Origin of the sequence: Paenibacillus sp. RC73 (assembly GCF_044908085.1) — a bacterium.
Lineage (GTDB): Bacteria > Bacillota > Bacilli > Paenibacillales > Paenibacillaceae > Paenibacillus > Paenibacillus terrae_A.
The window spans coordinates 170,750-190,360 of record NZ_JBIYCV010000004.1 but is presented as its reverse complement, the minus strand read 5'-3'; the positions used below and the strand labels follow the sequence as shown (position 1 = coordinate 190,360).

Below are 19,611 nucleotides of genomic sequence, written 5' to 3'. Positions count from 1 at the left end.
ACCGTGATCTTAACAACGGTATTCAGCAAGTCCTTTTTTAGTGAATTTTGTGAGGGGCTATATTAACCTCCGGCACGCGCCAGTTCACGCATATTGGCTTCAAATGCAGCCAGCAGAGCCTCATCCCCGCTCAAACCGGTTGCCTCTTCTTTTTGTATCTGTTCAACCATACGCTTGTAATCCTTTGGAATCACCCGTACAAACTGCTGAATCGCAGTCTGCCAGTCATCCAAAATACGTTGTCCCGCTTCGCTGCCTGTGTACGTGACATGGCGCTGAATCAGACCACGCAGATCCGCTGCTTCCGCGGGGGCTTCCACGCCTTCCAGCAGCACCATTTCCAGGTTACAACGGCTCAGAAACGTCCCCTGAGGGTCATAGACGTATGCAATACCTCCAGACATCCCGGCTCCAAAATTCCGTCCAGTCTCGCCCAGTACAGCTACACGTCCGCCTGTCATATACTCACAGCCATGATCGCCGACACCCTCGACGACGATACGTGCGCCGGAGTTCCGAACGGCAAAGCGCTCCCCTGCAATTCCGCTAATATAAGCTTCCCCGCTGGTCGCTCCATACAAAGCCGTATTTCCGATAATAATGTTCTCTTCTGCCTTAAAGGTCGCTTTGTGAGATTTCTTCACAATAACCTTACCACCGGATAGCCCTTTACCTACATAGTCATTGCTGTCGCCTTCAACGCTCAGCGTGATGCCTTTAGGAATAAAAGCCCCGAAGCTCTGACCTGCTGATCCGATGAAGTTAAAGCGAATCGTATCCTCAGGCAAGCCCTCCGCTCCGTACTTGCGGGTGACCTCGCTGCCCAGAATCGTACCTACGGCCCGATTCACGTTCGTTATAGGCATGGTAGCCTCTACAGCTGTTCCGTTCTCCAACGCCCCAGCAGCCATCGGTACGAGCTCCTGCATATCAAGCGTTTCTTCCAGCCCGTGGTTTTGGCGTTGTACGCGGTAACGTACACTACCGTCTTCCAACTCAGGAACATGCAGCAGCAAGCTCAGATCGACGCCTTTCTTCTTCCAGTGCGAATCGGCGTTTACGGTATCCAGACAGTCCGTACGTCCGATCATTTCCTGAATCGTGCGGAAGCCCAGCTCCGCCATAATTTCGCGGACATCTTCTGCGATGAAACGCATAAAATTCACCACATGGGCAGGATCACCCATATAATTTTTGCGCAGCTCCGGATTCTGTGTAGCCACACCAACCGGACAGGTGTCCATTTGGCAAACCCGCATCATAATACAGCCCAACGCCACAAGCGGCGCTGTAGAGAAGCCGTATTCTTCCGCGCCCAGCAGAGCAGCTACCACCAAATCGCGGCCAGACAGCATCTTGCCGTCTGTCTCCAGCACCACGCGGTCGCGCAGATTGTTCAGCATCAGCGTCTGATGCGTTTCGGCCAGACCCAGCTCCCAAGGCATACCCGCATGGCGGATGGAGCCTTGCGGAGAAGCGCCTGTACCCCCGTCATAGCCGCTGACCAGAATAATGTCAGCGCGGCCTTTAGCCACTCCTGTTGCAATCGTACCTACGCCTACCTCCGACACCAGCTTCACGTTAATGTCAGCACGCGGATTGGCGTTTTTGAGATCGTAGATCAGCTCTGCCAAATCCTCGATAGAATAAATATCGTGATGCGGCGGCGGCGAAATCAGTCCCACGCCCGGCGTAGAACCACGCACCTCAGCCACCCAAGGATACACCTTGCGTCCTGGCAGCTGTCCGCCTTCGCCCGGCTTCGCGCCTTGCGCCATTTTAATCTGAATTTCGTCGGCGTTCACCAAATAATTCGACGTTACACCAAATCGGCCTGATGCCACCTGCTTGATCGAGCTGCGGCGAGAATCGCCATTGGCATCCGGAATGAAACGTGCAGGGTTTTCCCCACCTTCACCGGTGTTGCTCTTGCCGCCGATACGGTTCATCGCAATCGCCATATCCTCATGCGCTTCCTGACTGATTGAGCCGAAGGACATAGCTCCCGTCTTAAAACGACGCATAATCGATGCAGCGGATTCCACTTCTTCCAGTGGCACAGGTTCACCCGCAGGCTTCAACTGAAGCATGGAGCGAATCGTCAAATGCTGTTCAGTTTCACCCTGAACCAGCTTGGCGTATTTCTTGTACAGCTTGTAGTCTCCCGAGCGAACCGACTGCTGGAGCAAATGTATCGTTTGCGGATTAAACAAATGCTCTTCCCCATCGTTACGCCATTGATATTCGCCGCCTGAATCCAGCACTTTGTCGTTGCCGTCCTTGTCAGTAAAAGCACGATTGTGGTGAGCCAGTGCCTCCACCGTGACTTCCTCCAGACCGATACCGCCAATGCGGGAAGGTGTCCAGGTGAAGTAACGATCAACGAAATCCTGTTTGAGACCTACAGCCTCAAAAATTTGTGCTCCACGGTACGACTGAATCGTGGAAATACCCATTTTGGACAATATTTTAACGACACCCTTAGTGGCCGCTTTAATATAATTTTTAATTGCTTTTTCATGCGAGACACCGCGCAGCAAGCCCTGCTGAATCATGACATCCAGCGTTTCGAAAGCCAGATACGGATTAACCGCACTCACGCCGTAACCAAGCAGCACCGCGTAATGATGAATATCTCTCGGCTCTCCGGACTCCAGCAAAATACTTACACGTGTACGTGTACCCTGCTTGATCAAGTGGTGATGCAGGCTGGAGACAGCCAGCAACGCCGGAATGGCCGCATTCTCTGCATCCACTCCACGGTCGGACAGAATCAGGATGTTATGACCCTTGTCAATGACACGGTCAGCCGCCTCAAACAGTCCTTCGAGTGCCTTACGCAAGCCTTCTGCGCCTTCCTTCGCTTCAAAGAAGATCGGAATCGTCATCGACTTGAAGCCTGGACGGTGTACATGACGAATTTTGGCAAATTCCTCATTCGACAGCACCGGTGAATCCAGACGAATCTGACGACAGCTTTCCGGTTCAGGATGCAGCAAATTGCGCTCAGGTCCAATCGTAGTTGCCGTGGACGTTACAATCTCTTCCCGAATGGCATCAATCGGCGGATTCGTGACTTGCGCAAACATTTGTTTAAAATAGTTGTACAAACGTTGCGGACGGTCAGACAGCACCGCCAATGGAGCATCATATCCCATCGAGCCAATCGGTTCCGCACCTGTGAGCGCCATCGGCTCCAGAATCTTGCGCAGTTCTTCAAACGTATAGCCAAAAGCCAGCTGAAGCTGGTTTACATTCTCATGCTTCGGCTCCGGCTGCTCCAGAGCTTCCGGCAGCTCATCCAGATTGACCAGATGCTCATCCAGCCATTCCTGATAAGGTTCCTCGGAAGCGATACGCTCCTTCAACTCTTCGTCAGAAATGATGCGGCCCTCCTGGGTATCGACCAGTAGCATCCGTCCCGGACGAAGACGATCCTTGTAAAGTACATTTTCAGGAGCGATATCCAGTACACCCGCTTCTGAAGACAATGCGATCAGGTCATCCTTGGTCACATAGTAACGCGCAGGACGCAGGCCGTTGCGATCCAGAATCGCCCCGATCTGAACACCGTCCGTAAACGCCATCGCAGCCGGTCCATCCCAAGGCTCCATCATCGTGCTGTGATACTCATAAAATGCCCGCTTCTTCGGGTCCATCGTCTCGTGTTTGTTCCAAGGCTCCGGCACCATCATCATGGCTACATGAGGAAGGGAACGTCCACTCAAATACAGAAATTCCAGTGTATTATCAAACATGGCTGTATCTGAACCATCCGGGTTAATGACCGGTTTTACCTTGCCGATATCTTCGCCAAACGCTTCACTTTCAAACTGGGCCTGACGTGCATGCATCCAGTTCACGTTACCGCGCATCGTGTTAATTTCACCGTTGTGAATCATAAAACGATAAGGATGCGCACGATCCCAGCTCGGGAACGTGTTGGTACTGAAACGGGAATGGATCAGCGCGATTGCCGAAGTCACCCGCTCATCCTGCAAATCCAGATAAAATTTGCCTACCTGCTCGGTTGTAAGCATACCCTTGTATACAACTTTGCGGCATGACAAACTCGGGATATAAAACGACTCACGGTTCTGGTCCTCTTCGTTATAGCGAATGGCAAGCTCCGCCCGTTTACGAATAACATACAGTTTCCGTTCAAAGTCCAGCTCTTCCTTCAAATCGCTGCTTCGACCGATAAACACCTGACGTACGCCCGGTTTGGCCGCTTTCGCCGATTTGCCCAGCATTTCGTCATAAGTCGGAACATCACGGAAGCCCAGACAATTCTGGCCCTCATCTACGATAATATCTCTCAGCTTCTGCTCATGAACTTCACGAACCTTCGGATCATTGGATACAAAAAGCATCCCCACGCCGTAATGTCCAGCCTTTGGCAGCTTGAAGCCCAGTCGCTCCGCTTCCTCTTGAAAAAAAAGATGCGGTACCTGAATCATGATCCCCGCTCCGTCACCGGAGTTCGGTTCACTTCCCTGACCGCCCCGGTGCTCCATATTTACGAGCATGGTCAAAGCCTGACTTACGATATCGTGCGATGGTTTTCCCTTGATGTGGGCAACAAAGCCCATGCCGCAGGCGTCTTTTTCGAATTGGGGATCGTATAATCCCTGTTTGGGTGGTAAACCTGTCTGTCTCATGGAACGCAACCTTTCTGTTATAAAGTCATGCTGGCCTGAAATACAGGCGGCCGAATAGAAGACAGTGGCAACAAGAGGTAACTCAAAGAACAACTACGAGGATTGGGGGACAAAACATGTGACGTATTCAAGGCGGTACGGTCCGCCGAATGCGAATGCTTTTCAATAATTATGCAATAGCTTGACTTGAAAAACACGTCGGATCTACTGATGAATCTAATTAGTTCTATCATTTTATCATTGACCTACCATGTTAGCAATTCAAAGTTTTTATGATTGTGATAATAAATCTTTTACATTACAGCTTCAATGTGACATGCAAAAATATACTGTTTTTATGTATAAATATTCACTTTAAAAAATCCAGCCTTTCCCATTCCCGAAGGAACAAAAAAGGCTGATAAAGGATATCTGTTGAACATTCTGACTCTCAGACGTATCCCTGCAATTCGGCAGTGCAGGTTAAAATTCGAGGCTTTCACCGGGATTCAGGGCTTTCCCCTCAATCCCTTCCTTGTGCAGACGGTCACAGAAGGCGTTCCCGTCCTGCTCAATGCCCGGGAATGTATTGTAATGCACTGGTATCACGCGGCTTGCCCGGAGCCATTTAGCTGCCAGCAGCGCATCCTCCGGTCCCATGGTATAGCCGTCACCAATCGGTAATACCGCAGCATCTATCGAGTTAGTTTCCCCAATGAGACGCATATCGCCAAACAGGGCGGTATCGCCAGCATGGAAAAATGTTTTGCCGCCTATGGTCAATAAAATGCCCGCAGGCTCACCCATATATATCGTTTGTCCATTCACATTTAAAGAGGAGCTGTGGAACGCAAGCGTGAATTTTACATGGAATCCGTCAAATTGGTGACCACCGCCAAGGTTCATGCCGTGAGCCTTGGCTCCCTGAGATGAACAATAGTCAGCCAATTCCGCCACCGCGATTACAGGGCAATCGTTGCGCTTGGCAATTTCAACAGCATCTCCAAAATGATCCGCATGACCATGCGTCAACAGCACTGCATCCACCTGAATATCCTCAGCTTTTACTACCGCTTTAGGATTCCCGGTCAAAAAAGGATCAATAATAATCCGTTTGCCCTCTTCCTCCACCAGCACAGCTGAATGCCCGTAATATGTGATTTTCATATCATCTGCCACCTCCATTGTCACTTTCAGAACTTAGGTACCTTTCATTTACCCATTATACCGCTTTTTGCATACAAGCTTCATCTGTACACGAAAAAAATACGTTCACAAAGCTGAACCCTGTTGTTTAGAAAGGGCTGTTATTTGTAAAAGGTATGATGACCGATTGTTTTCACTTTGGTACGCGAATGATGAACCGTAAGATCCTGAGCCAACGTCAGCGACAGGAAAAAACAGGTATTATCAGGCACGGCTTTATGGCCATTCAAAGCAGCCGTAACCGCACGAATGCTGTCCTGGTTGGGGTGGACACGACGAAGACGCCCGTTCGCAACCGGACTAAATTGCGCTTTTTGATAAATCACTGCCTGAATCGTATCGGGAAATGGGGCTGACCGCAGCCGGTTTAAGACAACGTTGGCAACTGCCACTTTGCCTTCGTACGGTTCGCCTTCTGCTTCTGCCATGACTATTTTTTGTAGCAGGAGCAGTTCTTTAGCGGAGACAGGATAGCTCCAGGTAGACAACGCCTTGTCATCCTGAGAGAGCATTTGTGTCTTCGTAAAGTAGATGGTTGTAGGAGGGGGAAGAATTGCGGACTTGCTATGCTGGACTTCAGGTTTTTTCACGCCGGTTGCAACATTGCTCCGGGCTTGTCCCGCCTGCTTCATCTGGGAAGCGGGTAACGGAGTCGGCATGATTTGTTTCCAGCTCGGCTGCCCATGAGCCTTGGCAAAGATGGGACTTGTCCTGTTTGACCCGTTATGGGTCTCCATCCTGTCCCCGTGTGAAGGAGCCGAAGAATTCCCTGACCAGCTCAGAGATTGCATAGGTGCATTTTTATGATTTTTTTGTGTTTGTTGAACCTCAGCGTAGAGGCCTACCCCCAATATACAAACAAGCAGCACACTCAAAAGAGGTGCAAACCAACGATGTTCTTTAACGATTTCCATAATGTTCCTCCTGTTAACTTTAGGCACATTCCTCAGATATGTAACCCAAAATGCGCCTTTTGAATAACGCTGAAATACTATATCACTAAAATCGCTGATAGATCAAGGGTTCCACCTTGATAATGGGATTGTTTGAATTATTTGGTACATTGGTTTTTGGCCCATTCGGGTCGCGTACAAAACAAATTCTCCCACTTCCCACGGCTCGCCTATCCGGTCATTGGACTGAAACATAGACGCCGGAATAGGCTCCTGCCCTGTATACGAACGTGCTACTGTGATATGGGGCCTGTAAGGCCGTTCCTCGGGCTTAAAACCAAGCGGTTCGGTAGCCTCAACTATGGATTGGTGGAGCTGGTTCAAAGAATCCTTCTGCCCCGTAACTCCCCTCCATAGCACACGCGGAAATCCATCTCGTCCAAAAGTCCCCGGTTCGCCAAGCCCGAGAGTGAACGGGGAATGTGCAGCGGCCGCCTGAAATAAAGCCTGTTCCAGTTCCGGTATATCCTTGGTCGCCACATCCCCCAGGAACTGAAGTGTCACGTGGTAATCCCTGAAATCGGTCCATTTGCGAAAAGAAAGCTCGTTAACATCCTGTTCCACCCAGCGGCGTAACTCCTTCTTATGCTCGCTCGGGAGAGCAATCGCGGTAAAAAGTCTTTGTGTTTGTGCTGTTTGCGGTACTACCAGCGGTAATCCGTTCATCGTCATGGTCTTCCTTTCATCCCTAATCGGAGCTACAGTCATTCGTTGTTATCTATAGTGACACAGCAAGCTCGCTTTTACCCCTATTTATGCAATCTTTTCACCAATCTGTTATCCTTGAAAGGATGATTCAGCAGAATATATTGGAAGCTCCAAAGAATCAAAAACCGAGGAGGTAATGAATCATGGGAACCATCGTAAGTTTACACCAGCTTACCGCAGAGCAAGAAAAGCAAATTCGTGCAGCAGCTCCGGGCTATGAGCTGTTCATTGGTAAAGCCCAAGAGCTGGAGCCTGAACAAATCCGACAGGCAGAGGTCATTTTAGGCTGGTCCAAGCATATTTCCGAAGCGGCTTTGCATCCTGACAGCAAACTGAAATGGATACAGACCTGGTCGGCGGGCATTGATAAGCTGCCACTTGCAGAGCTGGAAAAGCGTCATATTTTACTCACCAATACAAGCGGCGTTCATGCCGTTCCGATTACGGAGCAAATCTTCGGGATGCTGCTGTCGCATACACGGTATTTACAGCAAGCAGTTCTCTTGCAACGTCAGAAAACATGGCAGCCACCGGAAGGCGACCTAACGGAATTACGCGGTAAAACGCTGCTGATTACGGGCGTGGGCGAAATCGGTCGTGAAACGGCCCGGATCGCAGAAGCCTTCGGCATGCGGGTGATCGGAGTTCGTCGTTCCGGCAAGGATGCCCCTCATGTGAAGCGCATGTACACAAATGAGCAATTACATGAAGCGATGGGAGAGGCGGATATCGTGGTAAATATTCTGCCATTCACCGAGGAAACCCGTCACTTCTTTGACGAAAAGGCATTTGCAGCCATGCGTAAGGGAGCTTTCTTCATTAATGTAGGTCGTGGCAACACTGTCCATACGGATGCACTTGTGCGCTCTCTGGAGCAAAAGCATATTGCCTTTGCCGGACTGGATGTATTCGAGGAAGAACCGCTACCCGCGTCACATCCACTGTGGAGTCTGGAGAATGTCCTGATTACGCCGCATATTGCAGGCGACACGGACCGTTACGCTGAACGGGCGGTAGATATTTTCCTCACCAATTTGAAAGCCTACGCAGCCGATCAGGAGCTGCCGCTGAATTTGGTTAACTACAAAACTCAGTATTAACAAACTATTCACAGATCCATATTTCCCGGCTCATACCTGTCTTGTGTATGCGGCATTGCTCCGTGAGGGTCCAGCCTGACTCGGACAGCAATGCTGCCATCGGCTCCGTGCTTACGACTACCGCTCGTGCGGCCAAGCGCCTCAGGCTGCGCAGCATCTGCTTTTGTTCATCGGCAGGGAGCACGGAGCACAGGTTATAGGGCATATCCAATATCGCTGCATCATAGGTTCCCTCCAGCAGATTCATATCTCCCAGCTTCACCCGATCCTCTTCATATCCAAAATGACGCAAATTCACGCGTGCCCCGCGTACCGCCAGCGGATTAATATCACAACCGCGAATATCTTTTCCCATGCTCAATGCTTCAATCATCACATTACCCATGCCACAGCACGGGTCCAGCAACTTCAATCGGCCCACATCTATATCCTGTGCTGCTATGTCATGCACTGCTAAATTCACAAGCGCTTTGGCTACCAGCACTGGTAGTCCGGTGGAGTAGTTTTGCGGCTTATGACGGCGCTCCAGCCACGATCTGTCGCTGTATATGCACTTGCCAAGCAGCCATCGCTCTCCTACCCGTATGACACCCAGGGTGACATCCGGTTCTTTCATTTGCGCCTGTCCTCGAATACGTGCGCCAATGCGTCTTTCTATACCGCGACGCTCGTCATAGTCAGCCACGTTGTCGCCTTCCTTAAGGCACAGGACCTTGAAGGTCTTCCCTTCTTCAAGGTGAATTGCGGAAGCTGCTTCGCATAGCTCATCCAACGTACCCGCATCTGCGGTCACATCCAGCCGAAGATGGATGAACGGGCTGGTGCCCGGCTCCAACCGCCGATAGGACAACAGCATGGAATCATGCGCAGGCGGCTGGCCGAAAAAGCTTTTCAACTCCAAAAGACACAGCTCTCGCTCGGTTTCATGACACGCGTAGGTATATATGTATCTTTGCATATTCATAGCAGAACTATTTATTTCATGTCGGTTCATGTCAGATCTCTTTTCATTTAGAATCATAGCTAGAATTTATGGCCTCTGCTATAAGACGGTAGGATTGAAGCCGCTGCTCATAATCGGGAATGGGTGTGACCAACAAAAATTCATCATTATCGTACTCAACCTGCAAGCTGCGCAACCGTTCGGCAACATCCGATGGTGTTCCCACCAGCCAATTGGCCCGCATCGCCGGGTCACCCATCGTAATCTGTGCAGCCCACCGCTGCGCCTGTTCATTCGTTGAGGCACTTATGGCCCCTACAGCAACCATCGTACGGGGCTTGTCCATTCGTTTGGACGGCTGAAAGCCGGAACGGTACATGCTCAGCATATCTCTCGTATCCTGCCCACTCATAAATTGACCGAACACATAGCCAGTTGAATACCGGGCGGCGTATTCGGCACTTTTACGGTTTGTACCCAGCATCCACAGCGCAGGTGGCTGTTCAGGCATCGGGCGGGCAAACACAGGCACCTGCTCATACTCGTAGGTACCTTCCAGCAAAGCCAGCAGCGCTTCCATCGTCTGTGGCAGTTCAGCCACATGCTGGAGAAAGTTGCCGCTCAGCGCCATCGAAGCATGTGGTCCTCCACCGGGTGCTCTCCCGAGACCCAGCTCGACTCTGCCCGGATATAGAGCCGCCAGCAGATGAAACCATTCTGCGACCTTGACCGGACTATAATGCGGAAGCAAAATAGCGCCTGCCCCCAGCTTGATTTGCCGGGTCACCGCCCCGATGTGAGCCAGCAACACTTCCGGGCTGGAGGAAGCTAGCCCCTTCATATCATGATGCTCCGAGGTCCAGTAGCGCGTATAGCCCCACGCTTCTGCACGTCTGGCCAGCTCTCCTGCCCATTGAACGGCCTGCTCCGGTCGGTTTCCGGGCAATAACGGCACCATATCCAGTACCCCCAAATTCAGTGATTTGGCAGGTATAGACTGAGAACCCATTGATATCCCCCCTTCTTTTCCATACTTAAAAACCAGTTTCTTCTACTATATAGGGCCAACATGAAATGTTAGTCCAAATCGTAAATGGAACCCACCTTCAAACCATACAGCTCATTATAGATTTTCTCGGCAAACGCATCGGTCATCCCTGCAATATAATCAATGACCATATGCTCCCATGTCCAAATCGGTTTTGCCTTGCCCTGATCACGTTCAAAGCGTTGGAGCCAATCACTCGGAATAATGGACTTGGATGTCTCTGGATCGAGAAAAGCCAGCCACAGGCGTCTGAGCATCCATTCACTCCGTTTTTGCAGCCGCTGCACGCGCAGATCACGGATCATCGTGACCCAAGCAAAGCTTTTCAGCACACTCACGGTACGAAGCATATCGAGATCCTCGCTTCCATCCCGCACAAAAGTAACCTTTTTCCAATCACCCACATCAATTACACCCAAGCTGCTGACGAACAGACTGACCCAGTACGCTTTCACCTCACGACGGGTACGGGAATAATCGTGTTCACACATAGGCATCTTGCCATTCCATACCTTCAAAAATTCACTGAGCACAGCCGCCACCTTCTGTTCGATCTGAGCCAGCTGCCAGCCTTGCCAGAAGCTATCCTCCAACGTGGTGATTTTTTCTGTAATCAGACGGATCAAGTACGGATCATACAAAAAATGCTCGTGCACCTCAATTTTCCCTGCCTTAATTCCGTCCTCCAGATCATGCGCGGAATACGCAATATCGTCGCACAGGTCCATAAGCTGGGCCTCCAGCGTCTTTTGACCATCAGGAATTCCCCAATCCTCGCGGATGGAACGAATGTATTCCCACTCATGCAGATACATCCCTTTTTTGTTCAAAATCCCCGGATACGGATACTTGTTGATCCCCAGTAAAACAGCGTCCGACAAATTCAAACCATCTACGTTCTCACGCTTCTCCAAAAACATAATTAGTCGGAAATTGTGTGCGTTCCCCTCAAAATGCTCGTAGATTTGCCGCTCGCGTGCATATGCCTCCAGCCCCTGCCTGGAATCAGGCGTGAAGCTTCCAGCGGCCGCTATCTTTTCCACCTTCGTCTCGATCAACTGATCCAAAATGCCGTCCAGTACCTCTTCGCCCTTGTGTCCGAACGGTGGATGGCCAAAATCATGCGCAATGGACGCACATTCCACCACCTCGGGGTCAATAATCAGCCCGGCGTTATCAGCCTGCCCCAGCTCCACCTCGGGATGCCGCCGCAGCAAGCTGCGTGCCGCTTCGCGTGCAATCTGCGCTACCTCCAGCGAATGCGTCAGCCGTGTGCGATAATAATCACCCGTGCCTGCGCCAAAAACCTGAGATTTGCCTTGCAGCCGACGAAAGGTCGGTGAATGGATCAATCGGGAGTAATCCCGTTCATATGCTGCCCGTGAAGCGTCGCTTCGTGTCTGTTCCGGAAACTGCCGATGCTCTCTCTTGTTTTGCCATGTCATAAAGCCCACTCCCAACGTACTCAATTGGAGTGATTATACATTTTTTTCACGTCTCAGGAAAGCTGACATGACTTGCATTGAGAAGATTGTATGTCACAGTTGAATGAATCGAAGTTCATTACACGAAAAATGTCATATGAAAAAGGTGTTCCTCCAGCCATTAGGATTCAGGCCGGGGAACACCTTTTTTTAATAATATTAGAAGTATATAAGCTAAACTACTTTTGTTCTAGCGCTTCGCCCTCGGGTCCAGCACATCCCGCAAGCCGTCACCCATCAGGTTAAAGCCCAATACAGTCAGCATAATGGATATACCCGGAAAAATAACAGTCCATGGTGCATTCTGGATGTATTGGCGTGAATCCGACAGCATTTTCCCCCACTCCGGTTCAGGAGGTTGTGCGCCCAAGCCGAGAAATCCAAGCGCTGCCGCTTCAATGATCGCCGTTCCAATTCCCAGCGTTCCCTGTACGATAATCGGTGTCAGGCTATTCGGCAAAATATACCGGAGTATGATTCGTACATTATTCGCCCCAAGCGCTCTGGCAGAAGTGATGTATTCCTCGGTTTTGACACTGAGCACTTTGGAGCGCACCAACCGTCCGTATGTCGGTACGTTGACGATCGCAATGGCATACAGTGCATTTTCCAGGGAAGGCCCTAAAATAGCAACGATAGCAATCGCCAGCAGAATCCCCGGAAATGCCAGTAAAATGTCGAACAGCCGCGAGATGAGCATGTCTGCCCATTTTCCGTAAAATCCCGCAATTAAACCCAAGGCCGTTCCTACGATCATCGAACCAATGACGGACAAAAAACCGACCCACAACGAGATTCTGGCTCCATATAGTGTACGAGTCAGCAGATCCCGGCCGAGATCGTCCGTCCCAAACCAGTGCTCTGCGGAAGGGGGTTGCAAGCGACCCACCAAATTCTGCGCTTTATAATCAAAAGGAGCAATCCACGGAGCGATCAAAGCGATAATGACAAAGAAGATAATAATGCTGAGGCCGACGAGCGCCATTTTATTGTGTTGGAAAGCCCTCCACGCGTCTCTCCAAGGGCCGGAAACGACAGGCACATGAGCCAGCGTATGGCGTGTCGTCGGTATATTGTTGGGTTCCATCGAAAATTGTGACATCGGACAAGCTCCCCCTTGACCCATTGACGACTTGATTACTGATAACGGATACGCCGGTCCAGAACCGCGTACAGTAAATCGACAATCAGATTAATGATGACGAACAGGAACGCAATGATCAGAATCCCGCTTTGAATGACAGGATAGTCACGCGAGCTGATCGCTTCAAAAATGTAGCGTCCGATGCCGGGCCATGCAAAAATGGTCTCTGTCAGCACCGCGCCGCCCAGTAGCGAGCCCGTCTGAAGACCGATGACGGTAAGCACGGGGATGGCGGCATTTTTAAGTGCATGCTTGTACACGACTTGAAAAGATGCCAGTCCCTTCGCTCGGGCTGTACGGATATAATCCGAATCCATAACCTCCAGCATGCTGGAACGGGTAATGCGGGCAATGACCGCCATCGGGATGGTTCCCAGTGCGATGCTGGGCAAAATCAAATGCGTGATGACCGTCCATACCTGCTCCATACGTCCACCAATCATCGCATCAATAACCGCCAAATGCGTTACCGCCTCCACCGGATCACGGGAATTCATACGTCCGATAGAAGGAAGCCAATGCAGCTTATTGGCAAAAATCCACTGCTCCATCAGACCCAGCCAGAAAATGGGCATCGACACCCCGACAAGGGCAATGACCATGCTGACATAGTCGAACCATGAATTTCGTTTCCAGGCGCTCACGATACCCGCATTCATTCCAACAATAACGGCAAAAAACATACTCGCCACCGTCAACTCCAGCGTAGCCGCCAGATAAGGCAGCATTTCCCGGGCAATCGGCTGTCTGGTGCGGATCGAATCACCCAAATCGCCATGGGCCAGCTCACCCAGGTAAGTTCCATATTGCTGTAACCACGGCTTGTCCAGCCCCAACTGCTCACGTAGTGCCTGTTTGGACTGCTCTGTGGCCTTGTCTCCCAGTATCGTTTCCGCCGGATCCCCCGGAATGGCATGAATAATCGAAAAAACGATGAGTGTCATGCCCAGTAATACCGGAATCAAAACGGCCAGTCTTTTTACAATATATGAGTTCATACCAAAATCACCGCCTGCTTGCGTATGTGCTATTTGGACTATTCAAAATAAACGTTGCCATACGATTCAATACCTGCCGGAGAAGGCACGAAGCCCTTGAGGTTCACTTTACCTGCCATCAGTGGTGTGCTGTGAACCAGTGGAATCCACGGCGCATCCTGTTTAATAATCACTTGTGCTTGTTTGTACATTTCCGCCCGCTTGTCCTGATCGACCTCAACCTGAGCTTTCACCAATATTTTATGCAGCTCCTCATTGACATAAAAACTACGGTTATTGCCCGGAATCGTATCCTTGTCCAGCAGGGTGTACAGGAAGTTGTCCGGATCGCCATTATCTCCGTTCCATCCCAGCATATACAAATCATCTTTCTGGCCCGCCTTGACATCATCCAGATAAGTGGCCCATTCCGGCGATTGAATGTTCACTTTCACACCTATTTTTTCAAAATCAGCTTGAATGGCTTCCGCTACCTTTTTGCCGTCAGGCATATACGGACGAGATACAGGCATCGCGTAAAAGGTTAACGGCTCGGTAAGCCCATTAGGATAGCCCGCTTCCGCCAGCAAGGATTTAGCCTTATCCAGATCGTAGGCATAATCCTGAATGCTATCGTTATATCCCCATAACGTAGGTGGCATCGGATTGACCGCAGGCTTGGCTTGTCCCGCAAACAATGCATCAATAATGGCCTGCTTGTTCACCGCATGATTAAGCGCCTGCCGTACCTTAGGATTATTGAATACCTTTTTCTTTAAATTAAATCCAATATACGCCACATTAAAGGATGGGCGTTCAATTTTTTGCAGTTCGTTATTGCCTTCCAGCTGCTTCGCATCGTCCGGGTTCAGATCCTCCATCAGATCAATTTCTCCGTTTTGCAGAGCATTAAATCGCGCGGTATTGTCGGGAATAGAACGAACAATGATCTTGGCCAGCTTCGGCTGTCCCTCTTTCCAATAGTTTGGATTTTTCTCCAGCGTGATGGTATCATTTCGTTTCCATTCCTTAAATACAAAGGGTCCCGTACCGACCGGATTGCTCTTGAAATCAGCCTTTTTCTCCTGAATAGCCTTAGGGCTTGCAATACTAAAGGATGGCATAGCAATATTTTGTAAAAAAGGCGCCTGCGGCTTGGTCAGTTTAAACTGGACAGTGTTCGCAGCTACCGCTTTGACCTCCTTGATCACCCGACTCCCTTCTGGGCCGAACATGGAGTCATAATAATCATACGAGTCCCCTTCAAATTTGTATGGACTTTTCGGATCAGACCAGCGGTTAAAGTTAAATACAACGGCTTCTGCATTAAAGTCGCTTCCATCATGGAATTTTACACTTTGACGCAGCTTGAACGTATAAATCAGTCCGTCCGGTGATACTTCCCAGCTCTCTGCAAGCCCCGGCTGAATCTCCGTGGTGCTCTCCTTGTATTCCAGCAAGGTATCGAACACCTGCATTCCAATTTTTAGCGATTCACTTTCGGTCACAATCGCAGGGTCCAGCGCCACGGAATCGCCACCGCGTCCATAAATTAATGTATCCTGCTTGCCCTCTCCTGCGCCGCCTGGCGTTTTTCCTGCCTCCGGTTTTGCGCCTTCATTGGAACCTCCACAGCCGGAAAGTGCCAGAACAGCCCCCAATGCAAGCACCAGTAGGACGGTCCAAGCTTTGTTCTTTACGTACTTTTTCCTCATGCAGCAGACCCCTTTCACACCTCATATATTGTTAGTTCGTTGATACCAGATGGATGCCCGGATAATCTCTATGATCTAATGGACACAGGGTCCAAATTAAACCCGATGACACACAGTTACGTAAGCTTACACAGCAAATATCTATCACCAATCGTAAGGTATTATCAAATGATGGAGGACAAATTGCTAAAATGAATCTCCCTTTATATTCAACAGAAAAATAGACTTCTTCTGGGTTGCATGTTCATTATTTCGCGTGAGTATGAGGGAATCAAGCTGATTTTCAGCCTATTACCGAGTGATATCATTTTCTCTGATGGAAGCTATTTCATAAGTCAGCACTTTGCATCATTCGATTCCCAACGCTCGAAAGTACAATAGATAGACGAACTAAACCGTTTCGATCTATATATTGCTGATTTGAAATCGCTCTTGGGATTGTTGCAAAATGCTCAAGTAGGAGGTGTGTAAGGTAATTTTATATGTAGAAGTAGATATCAACACCCTGTGGTTCAATTCAATCGGCCTCCGTGATGTATGCCTAAAGTCTCGTACCCGATGCGATGGTCTGTGAGGTTATGAGGAAGATTGCTATCTCCAAGCATTCAGCTTTTGTTGAATCATAGTGAAAAATGTCATATATACTCACAGTATATACAAGTGATTACATGAATGGAGAGTGATTACTGGATACTTTACTATAAAATGAGATGGTAGACAAGAGCGTTTTCATAGATCTTTTTAAATTTCCGAACGTTTTCGGAGAGTAATGTTAGTTAATATCACAGGGAAATATCTACAAATATACAAAAAAGAACGCCGCTGTAACAGCTGCTCGCGTCCTTTTTGTAAGATCCAATTCTCCTACTTAGTTCCTGTTTGTTCAGTAGTTTACGACGATTTCTTAAACACATCCAGACGGTTCAAGACTACGAGCAGGCGATAAAAATCATAGCTGCTCGGCTGCTTGGCATCCACAATCGGACTCGACGGATTAAAAGCAACGGCTGCGGCTACGGCTTCCTTTGCCCAAGCTGGCACTGGCATAGCCTGACGCGCCTCCAGGTCAGCTACTTGCTGATCCACTTTTTTAATATAAGCGGTCTGTTCGTTCAATGTCTGTTTGAGCACATCCTTGCTGTTTTCAAGTGCGGCAACCTGCTGCTGCAAGGCTTTAAATGCCGCTTTTTCCTCTGCTGTCATCGGCTCATCCCCCTCTTCTCCTGCAAAAGCTTGGCGCAGCTCTGCCTCAGTTCCGGCGTATACATTCAGGTCAACTGGCCCTTGAATCCCATCAACTCGTCCACTGTCGCTGTATTGCCAGAAGTCCCACAGCTTCCATGCTGTGGTATCATTGGGCACTCGTGTGCTATAGCGCGCAATCCACAGCTTATAAGCTACCAGCGACGCTTTGAAATGGGCTGCAAAAGCGTTTCCCGTATATACCATCGGCTTGCGACCACTTACCCTTTCAAATTCCGTCAAAAACGCCATGGCTACGTCATGGATCGCGGCAGAGCTAAGTCCACCCGGATTATTCTCATAATCCATGACCGCTGGAAAGTCCAGCGCTTCTGCACCTCCAACCCGATCCAGTACCTCGGCAAAATGTCTGGCCTCCGCTTTGGCCGCGTCAACGCTGGTTGCATCTACAAAATGGTAAGCTCCCAGCAATACCCCTGCTGCCTTGGCCCCTTTGGCGTTGGTGATAAATGTCGGATCGACGTAACGCTGTCCCTGACTCGCTTTTATAAAGGCAAACGATTTGCCATCGGCTCGTACACGTTTCCAATCAATATTTCCCTGGTATCGGGACACGTCAATGCCCTCGGCAGCGTTAGGACTGCGATCTTGCATAAGTCGATCCCTCCTTGTCATTCATAATGTTGTAACCGATGATGTTACTGTTATAACTATGCTTGGACCATTGACGTGGTCCGGGCTTTTCCAACTTGGTGCTGAAAATGGGGCAAAGGTGCATTCTGCTCACCTTATGAAGCTTTATTTCTTTTGTCGGAGGGGTCTGTTGGCTTTTTCTTTTCCCCGACCGACTTGGATTCAAAAATGGCTACCGCATTTCGCAAAATATCCGGCATTGGCACTCCCATTCGGCCCACATTTTCAATAATCGACAATAGTTCATTTGCCAAATAAAAGAAAACGACGGCATCCCGGAAATAATGTGCATCCCCGAGAATACCGTCGATCAGATGAGCTACTGTAATCATCAAAAACACCGTAACCTTGCGAAAAATACCGTAATAGCCTTCTCGGCTTTTCAATGCTCCATTAATCCAGGCCGCCGCCCAGCCGGTAAAAAAGTCGATAATGACCATCCATAACAACAACGTCAACATCGTCGTCCACCCCCCGAAAAAATAACCGATCAAGGTCCCCGTGGAAAACCCCAGCCAAATCTGATCGACCTTTTCATGCATGCTTGTTCCCCCTTTTGAATCAAGGTGTAAAATGAATGTCCCCTTGAGGTAATCAAGGGCACAAAAAGACACACTCCGTTGTGAAATGTGCTTGTTTATTTTATCTCTGTATTTATACTTGTTATATGTTATATCGTTTAATATTCTTTATTTTAATATTCTTTATATAGATTTAATTTCAATACCTTTGTTTCTAAGTTTAGAATACCTTATGGTATGTCTTTTAGTCGGCTGAAGGGAAGGAGTAAAGCAAAGTCACGGTGTACTATCCTAAATTTCAGATGTGTGTGCCTCTCCCTTAACGTCCTAAGTTCCTGTTGATTCAATCAATTTTCCAATTATTCTTCTTCACTCGTAAGCCCACCACTGATATAGGCTAAACCGAAAATATGAAACTACAGGACTGGTAGTCGTTGATGTAGGTTTGAACGTAACCTGTTTTCCAGATAATGATATATCCACCTTACCGTTTGACCCCTGCACCCCGATTCCATCTTTTCCTGTATTCCTAATTACTGCAAATACTGAACCTCCACCTGAATAGTCTTGTAAAGCCTCCAAAGTTACAAAAACAGCACTGGGGTTAAAATCTATTGGTAAGGTAAGGATATATGATTCCCCCACACGAACGACCGTTCTATCTACGTTAAGATAACCAGTTGCATATTTCTTTGTAGGTAAATTTAGAATCGATGCTGCTAACTGATCTCCGGTCATACCAGAGTTGGCGCTGCCGCCTTTGCCAGTGATAGCGTTAGCAACCTTTGATTTAAGATCACTGGCTTGCGTAAAAGCCTGGTCTGCCCGACTATATGCCTCATTTGCTCGATCATTAGCTGCCTTTACCGCACTCGGCGTAGCTGCCTGATCCGTGGCCGTACTCCCGGTGGAAGTGTTAAGCTGAACAATACCACGTGCTTGTGTAGTGGCGCTTGGCAAATCCGATGCTGGGTGACTATGCTGCTTTGGAGCTGCATAATCCCTTGTATATTGCTTAGCATTCCCCTCTGCTGCACTCCATGCCACTTGCTTGACTGCCGAAACGTGAATATCTGTATTGCTGGCGTGGTTATCCAGTGCTTCTTTGGAAGCAACACCATTCCCGGCTGGGTCCTTTTTGATGCTTTCCACCTGTGCAGCCAGTTCCTGGTCGTTTGAATAAAGCGTATCAATTGGTACATTCAGGACATCCGCATGTCCCTGATCCGTTGTCACAAATCTACGTGGTTGTTTTATCGCCATAAGACTCATCCTC

14 protein-coding genes are annotated in these 19,611 nt (G+C 49.2%); 1 reads left to right on the top strand and 13 read right to left on the bottom strand.

The genetic code is table 11. The features are described from left to right. Positions 1-62: 62 nt before the first annotated feature. From gltB to thpR, 4 genes are all read right to left on the bottom strand, one after another. Positions 63-4,661: a glutamate synthase large subunit gene (gltB, locus tag ABH897_RS10800; protein ID WP_404591885.1), complete on the bottom strand. Its 4,599-nt coding sequence runs from the start codon at positions 4,659-4,661 to the stop codon at positions 63-65. 462 nt (positions 4,662-5,123) lie between these two features. Continuing rightward, on the bottom strand, positions 5,124-5,807 hold the full coding sequence (locus ABH897_RS10795) for a metal-dependent hydrolase (protein WP_283654951.1): 684 nt from the start codon (positions 5,805-5,807) through the stop codon (positions 5,124-5,126). A gap of 140 nt (positions 5,808-5,947) precedes the next feature. Beyond that, the gene (locus ABH897_RS10790) at positions 5,948-6,760 is read right to left on the bottom strand and encodes a cell wall hydrolase (protein WP_283654950.1); all 813 of its coding nucleotides are present in this window, start codon (positions 6,758-6,760) and stop codon (positions 5,948-5,950) included. Positions 6,761-6,862: 102 nt separating this feature from the next. Next, positions 6,863-7,465, bottom strand: a complete 603-nt coding sequence (gene thpR, locus ABH897_RS10785) for an RNA 2',3'-cyclic phosphodiesterase (RefSeq protein ID WP_283654949.1) — start codon at positions 7,463-7,465, stop codon at positions 6,863-6,865. A gap of 185 nt (positions 7,466-7,650) precedes the next feature. On the opposite strand from thpR, the gene ABH897_RS10780 reads away from it, so the two are divergent. After that, positions 7,651-8,607: a D-2-hydroxyacid dehydrogenase gene (locus ABH897_RS10780; RefSeq protein WP_283654948.1), complete on the top strand. Its 957-nt coding sequence runs from the start codon at positions 7,651-7,653 to the stop codon at positions 8,605-8,607. A gap of 4 nt (positions 8,608-8,611) precedes the next feature. Here ABH897_RS10780 and ABH897_RS10775 read toward each other — a convergent pair whose 3' ends face one another. The 9 genes from ABH897_RS10775 to ABH897_RS10735 all read right to left on the bottom strand — a co-directional run bounded on the left by ABH897_RS10775 (position 8,612) and on the right by ABH897_RS10735 (position 19,598). After that, the gene (locus tag ABH897_RS10775) at positions 8,612-9,601 is read right to left on the bottom strand and encodes a THUMP domain-containing class I SAM-dependent methyltransferase (protein WP_283654947.1); all 990 of its coding nucleotides are present in this window, start codon (positions 9,599-9,601) and stop codon (positions 8,612-8,614) included. A 13-nt stretch (positions 9,602-9,614) separates the two neighbouring features. Further along, a complete protein-coding gene (locus ABH897_RS10770; RefSeq protein ID WP_283654946.1) occupies positions 9,615-10,559 on the bottom strand; it encodes an MsnO8 family LLM class oxidoreductase in 945 nt (314 codons plus the stop codon). Positions 10,560-10,627: 68 nt separating this feature from the next. Continuing rightward, positions 10,628-12,043 carry a deoxyguanosinetriphosphate triphosphohydrolase family protein gene (locus ABH897_RS10765; RefSeq protein ID WP_283654945.1) on the bottom strand — a complete coding sequence of 472 codons (1,416 nt, stop codon included), beginning with the start codon at positions 12,041-12,043 and terminating at the stop codon, positions 10,628-10,630. 229 nt (positions 12,044-12,272) lie between these two features. Then, positions 12,273-13,184 (bottom strand): nickel transporter permease, encoded by a 912-nt coding sequence (gene nikC, locus ABH897_RS10760; protein WP_283654944.1) that lies wholly within the window; start codon positions 13,182-13,184, stop codon positions 12,273-12,275. Positions 13,185-13,219: 35 nt separating this feature from the next. Then, the gene (locus ABH897_RS10755) at positions 13,220-14,224 is read right to left on the bottom strand and encodes an ABC transporter permease (RefSeq protein ID WP_404591883.1); all 1,005 of its coding nucleotides are present in this window, start codon (positions 14,222-14,224) and stop codon (positions 13,220-13,222) included. 38 nt (positions 14,225-14,262) lie between these two features. Then, positions 14,263-15,918, bottom strand: coding sequence for an ABC transporter substrate-binding protein (locus ABH897_RS10750; protein WP_404591880.1), 1,656 nt, complete (start codon positions 15,916-15,918; stop codon positions 14,263-14,265). Between the two features lie 891 nt (positions 15,919-16,809). Beyond that, positions 16,810-17,775: a glycoside hydrolase family 25 protein gene (locus ABH897_RS10745; RefSeq protein WP_404591878.1), complete on the bottom strand. Its 966-nt coding sequence runs from the start codon at positions 17,773-17,775 to the stop codon at positions 16,810-16,812. A 134-nt stretch (positions 17,776-17,909) separates the two neighbouring features. Beyond that, positions 17,910-18,356, bottom strand: a complete 447-nt coding sequence (locus tag ABH897_RS10740) for a phage holin family protein (protein ID WP_283654940.1) — start codon at positions 18,354-18,356, stop codon at positions 17,910-17,912. Between the two features lie 348 nt (positions 18,357-18,704). Next, complete coding sequence (locus ABH897_RS10735; protein ID WP_404591876.1) at positions 18,705-19,598, bottom strand: tail fiber protein; 894 nt, start codon at positions 19,596-19,598, stop codon at positions 18,705-18,707. Positions 19,599-19,611 lie beyond the last annotated feature (13 nt).

Bases quoted from the DNA above. Each gene is read 5' to 3' on its own strand.
- gltB (WP_404591885.1), bottom strand. From the start codon at position 4,661: ATGAGACAGACAGGTTTACCACCCAAACAGGGATTATACGATCCCCAA.
- ABH897_RS10755 (WP_404591883.1), bottom strand. From the start codon at position 14,224: ATGAACTCATATATTGTAAAAAGACTGGCCGTTTTGATTCCGGTATTA.
- nikC (WP_283654944.1), bottom strand. From the start codon at position 13,184: ATGTCACAATTTTCGATGGAACCCAACAATATACCGACGACACGCCAT.
- ABH897_RS10790 (WP_283654950.1), bottom strand. From the start codon at position 6,760: ATGGAAATCGTTAAAGAACATCGTTGGTTTGCACCTCTTTTGAGTGTG.
- ABH897_RS10740 (WP_283654940.1), bottom strand. From the start codon at position 18,356: ATGCATGAAAAGGTCGATCAGATTTGGCTGGGGTTTTCCACGGGGACC.
- ABH897_RS10745 (WP_404591878.1), bottom strand. From the start codon at position 17,775: ATGCAAGATCGCAGTCCTAACGCTGCCGAGGGCATTGACGTGTCCCGA.
- ABH897_RS10775 (WP_283654947.1), bottom strand. From the start codon at position 9,601: ATGAACCGACATGAAATAAATAGTTCTGCTATGAATATGCAAAGATAC.
- ABH897_RS10795 (WP_283654951.1), bottom strand. From the start codon at position 5,807: ATGAAAATCACATATTACGGGCATTCAGCTGTGCTGGTGGAGGAAGAG.
- ABH897_RS10770 (WP_283654946.1), bottom strand. From the start codon at position 10,559: ATGGGTTCTCAGTCTATACCTGCCAAATCACTGAATTTGGGGGTACTG.
- ABH897_RS10735 (WP_404591876.1), bottom strand. From the start codon at position 19,598: ATGGCGATAAAACAACCACGTAGATTTGTGACAACGGATCAGGGACAT.
- thpR (WP_283654949.1), bottom strand. From the start codon at position 7,465: ATGAACGGATTACCGCTGGTAGTACCGCAAACAGCACAAACACAAAGA.
- ABH897_RS10750 (WP_404591880.1), bottom strand. From the start codon at position 15,918: ATGAGGAAAAAGTACGTAAAGAACAAAGCTTGGACCGTCCTACTGGTG.
- ABH897_RS10765 (WP_283654945.1), bottom strand. From the start codon at position 12,043: ATGACATGGCAAAACAAGAGAGAGCATCGGCAGTTTCCGGAACAGACA.
- ABH897_RS10780 (WP_283654948.1), top strand. From the start codon at position 7,651: ATGGGAACCATCGTAAGTTTACACCAGCTTACCGCAGAGCAAGAAAAG.